Annotated in this window: 1 protein-coding gene; it reads right to left on the bottom strand. The window is 56.6% G+C overall.

The window, feature by feature from the left end; translation table 11 throughout:
• Positions 1-230 precede the first annotated feature (230 nt).
• The gene (locus HQL56_18240; GenBank protein ID MBF0311459.1) at positions 231-3575 is read right to left on the bottom strand and encodes a response regulator; all 3345 of its coding nucleotides are present in this window, start codon (positions 3573-3575) and stop codon (positions 231-233) included.
• Between the last annotated feature and the right edge of the window lie 1247 nt (positions 3576-4822).

Genomic DNA, 4822 nt, shown 5'->3' with positions numbered 1-4822 from the left:
CTCAATCACAGCTTGGCCGTGGATAATTAATGCTCTATTGATTTAGAATTGGAATGAGAGGTCACCCAGGGGCGTCAAGGGGCCAAATCAGGACTCGTCAGAATGAACGGCTCCATTTGGAAAAACTGAGGCAGCGCGGCGCAAAGGATTATTTTTGGCGGGCATGGTAAGCGAAAGATGATAAAGTTACAATAAAGATCCGGGTCAAGTGGGTGCAGAATAATCAGACCTCAGTGCCCCGCCATATCGCCATCCAATAACTCCAGAGCCTGAGCGACCTGCTCATCCAGTCGCTCCAATAATTCCGCCACATCCTCCCAATCCCCCGCCTCGGCACTGCTCTTGAGACGAATCGCCTGGTTATTGATCCGCTTTGCACCAACCCCGATGGCCAACACCGCCAACTTGGCAACCCCCTGTACCAGATGCGTGCCATTCCGGCATTCCAGGGCATGGCGCAATCCTTTCACAAGCTCGCCGATCTCCCCCCGGAAGGCCCCCCTGGATAACGCCAAGGTCTCCCGGTCAACGTCGAGCGGATCCAGACTCACCTTTTTGACCGGAACGATCCGGGGCTTGAGAAACGGTTCGATGGTTTGAATCAACTCAATCGGGCGATACGGTTTGCGCAAATAGCCGTTCATGCCGATGCCTTTGCAGCGCCCCTCCTCCGACGCCATGGCACAGGCCGTCACGGCAACGATCGGCACCCGGGGATCCGGGATCTCCCCCGGAGCCGCCTCCCGAATGCGCAAGGTGGTCTCGAACCCATCCATGGTGGGCATCTGCAAATCCATCAACAGCAGGTCAAAAGGCTGCTTTCCCTCGCGCAGAATCTGCAACGCCTCGCCACCGTGGTTGGCCAGGGTGACAAAGTGACCCGCCTGTTGCAGAATCGAAGTCGCCAGCCGCTGATTGGTCTCCAGATCGTCGATCAGCAGTATCTGCAAAGGCATCTTATCTGGCCGTGGTTTAATGGAGAAATTGACTTTTTGTTTTTCGTCGCGGCCTTTGCGACCCAGTACCTGGTTGATGGCGTTGAGTAGCTGGAAACGCCGCACGGGTTTCTTCAGCGGCAGGGACTCTTTCAACCAGGTGGCGCCGGTCACGGTGGAGAGGCTCATGTTGCTGGGCAGCAGCACGATGGGCACGCCCCGGAAGGCGCTGCCGGATTCGAAAATCTCCAAACGGGGAGGATCTTCCCGCAGCAACGTCTCGTCGAGCAACAGGGCATCGTAGGGTTTCCGTGCTGCTTGCGCTGCCTTGAGCCGCGACAGCAAGGCCACGGTATCCGCCGCCTGCTCGCTTGTGCCTCCAAACCCGGCTACCGTCCTGGCGATGATGCATCGGGCGAGCGGATAGCCGCCGACGATCAAAACCCGCACCCCCAGCAGAGGCGCCACCGGTTTGTTGCCTTGCTGTCTCTCCTCCTCTTTGTCGGAGGTCGAACGGCAGTTGTCTTCCCGTTGGCTGATGCCAAAACTGATGGTGAAGTGGAAGGTGCTTCCCTCTCCGAGAGTGCTTTCCACCCACACCTCTCCGCCCATCATGTGTACCAGATGTTTGCTGATGCCCAACCCCAAACCGGTTCCACCGAACTTGCGCGAGGTGGAATCATCGACCTGGGTGAAATCCTGAAAGATAATCTCTTTTTTGTCTTCCGGAATGCCTATCCCCGTATCGGCCACCGACAGGTGCAAGACCAGATCGTCCTCCGATGCCTTCGTCTTTTCGACCCGAACCGCGATAAACCCGTCGGCAGTGAACTTGATGGCGTTGTTGATCAGGTTGATCATGATCTGTTTCAAGCGCAACGGGTCGCCGATCAGGGTGTCGGGCAGGTCCCAGTCCACGTCGCAAAACAGCTCCAGCGCTTTTTGGTGGGCCTTGACGGCCATTATTTCGCAAACGTCCTCGATGCGGCCGCACAGATCGAACGGAATGGTTTCCAGCACCATGTGACCGGCTTCGATTTTGGAGATGTCGAGGATGTCGTTGATCAGATCCAGCAGGGAGAGCCCGGCGTTCATCACCGTGTTCAGGTAGCTGCGTTCCTCCTCTCGCGGCAGGGAGGTGGTCAGCACCAGATCGGTCATGCCGATAATGGCGTTCATCGGACTTCTGATTTCGTGACTCATATTGGCCAGAAAGGCGCTTTTGGCCTTGCTGGCCATTTCCGCCACGTTCACGGTATCCTGGAGTGACTTGAGAAGGTGTTTTTCGGCGGTGATGTCGTTCAGAAACACCGTGATGCGGATTTCGTCCCGCCAGAGGGCGGTCACCAGTCCCATGTCGACAAACACCTGTCGGCTATCGGCCCCGATGCAGGCGCAATGCAGCCGCCGTTGGACGACAGGGATTCCCTCGTGATCCGTCGGGCTTTCCCCCTGGATGACGGAAGAGATTACCGGCTGCAGATTCAGTTGGGAAAGCAGTGAGCCGGCGACGACTTCCTGCCACGCTTGGGCTGTATAACCAAACATCTTTCGTGCCGCGGCGTTGGCCTTGACGATCCGGCCCGAGGCGTCGATGACCAGGATACCCGCCAGGGCATTATCCAGGATGGTTTCCAGGTATCGTTCACTGCCGGCGATCAATTCCTTGCCGTATTCACACTCCAGCACCCCGGCCAGAATGGCGCCGACCGTTCGCACGAAGTCGATCGATTCCCGGTGTGAATCGGGCTGGCCGTCGAAAATCAGATAGATCATTCCGAAGTTCGTGTTCTCCCGGTCGATACCCGTCCGGAAATGGCCCGGAGGCAAGGTCGATGAGCCATTCGCCGCCAGGGCATGGGGGTTGGCGGCCATCTGACGGCACGCTTCGATCTGGGCGGAATCCATTCCGATGGAGAAGTCGTGGCCCTGCGGATTGCCGTTGCGTCCTTTCAGCGACGGAATGAAAAGGCCGCATCCCCGGCAGGCGGGCGTACCGATCACCTCGACGATCTTGTGCAGCATCCCTTCGAGTTTCTCCTGCCAGGAGGCATGGCTTGTGGCCAGGCGATGGATCTCGACGATACCTCCCTGATGGATCAACTGTTTCTTGATTTGGGCGTGCAGGCGGTGACTTTTGATGGCGAGTGTCGCCTGGGAGGCCAGGGACTCCGTCAGGCTTTCATCTTCTTTGGAGAAGGCGGCCACCTCTCCGGAGGTTTCATCCAGGGCATTGATCAATTGGATGGCGCCGACGGGTTCTTCTCCCTGAATCATCAAAGGTACCGTCAGACAGGATCGGGTTCGGTAGCCATTTTTGCGGTCAAATTGGCGGGTCTTCGAAAAATCATAATCAATGGCGGAGTAGGCGTCTTCGATGCTGATTATTTGTTTTTTCAAGACGCAGGAAGAGACGATCGAGCGATAATCCGCAGTGCCGTCGCTGTGATACAGCGAGATCAGGGGAAAGGTACACGCCACCCCGGCGGTCCCCCCGAGGCAGATGCCGAGGGAGTCGGTGCGCACGATTTCGAATTTTAGAAACTCTTTTTCGACAACCAGATACAACGTTCCCGCGTCGGAGCGAGTCAGCTCTTTGGCATAGGTCAGAATCAGCTCCAGAAGTTGATTCAGTTCCATGGGGGAGGACAAGGCGACCCCGATTTGATTTAACTTATATAATCTATCTTTAAGGCCGGCCATCATGCTCTCCTTATGTCAGCTTTTATAATTTATCCGGGTAAACCCCCGACTCTGCCGGGGTGACATCAGCCGTTTGACTATTCAGGGAGTCGAAGATCCTCGTGTACCCGCAGGCCGACTCCATCGATGCTACCTTTGCAGCGGCGCGACCAAGAATGGCCAAGACTGTTGCCCGATGCCCTCCGTTGCGACCGGCGACGTGGCAGGCAGGGTTCTTGACCCTCTCCGGGCCTGATCCATGCGCCGGAAATGGTGGTTCGCACCGGCCGGGCAGCCAACGAAAGCGCCACTTTTTCCGGGCGCGAGGTGCTAAAGACGGCGCAGTCCCGATCGAAGCCATTCTGGATGGCAGGCGACCAACAGGCTTGACCATGAGGGAGATGCGGGACCAAATCCCGGTCCCCAGGGAGGAGTCGCGGGGCGAATTTGGCTTCCCGGAGCCGATTTCGGCCTGAAAAGTTCGACAACGTTACGCTTGGAGCAAAAAATGCCAATGAAATCTGTGGTGGCGTTAACTCCACCCACTGGCAGTTGGTGGCGTTGCAAGGGAGAAGTGGGGCGAAGAGAGAGGGAAAAGGCCCGACAACAACCCGGAACGGGTCGAAACAAAGGCATCATCCGGAGATCGGGGTGGCGCTACCCATTGGAAATATTGGGGAAGTCTGTAGGGCGTGTTGACATTCACCATCTTTTGGTCCCTGGCCGCGTTGCAATCCGGTTCGGAATGCTCATGTAGGCGAGCTACACTCCGCTTCCTCACCGTCTTGCGCCTTGCCAGGAACCAAAATCTGGCAAATGTCAACACGCCCTAGGGTGAGCAGCCGCTTCGGAGTGAATCGTCATTTAGAGGAGCCGTTATAACAAACAACTGGCGGAGGAGTCCGGGATCTGCTGTCCTTCTGGGGAAGGGAAGGCCGCATCAGCCCACGTTTTCCCATACTCAGGCTTGCCTCAAACGGGAGATGAAAAATTCCTGCCTGGACGAATGGGTAATTCCCTTTCTGTTTCATTTGTGCATTATTGCAGGGGTCTGGGGACCATCATGGTTCCCAGCGGGGGTTTGGGGACGGAGTCCCCAAGGTGTTGTCTTTGACTTAATTTTGTTCTTTCATTCCTCTGGAAGGGGAGTCTTCCAGGGGAATGAAAGAACAAGAGAAAACCAAAAACAGAACCTTGGAGGCTCC

The sequence above is a fragment of the Magnetococcales bacterium genome (assembly GCA_015231925.1).
GTDB lineage: Bacteria > Pseudomonadota > Magnetococcia > Magnetococcales > JADGAQ01 > JADGAQ01.
Note: the sequence above shows the minus strand (reverse complement) of the source record. Positions and strands in the feature narration are given on the sequence as shown.

Excerpts from the sequence above, each read along its gene's own strand:
- HQL56_18240 (MBF0311459.1), bottom strand. The coding sequence starts at position 3,575 with ATGGAACTGAATCAACTTCTGGAGCTGATTCTGACCTATGCCAAAGAG.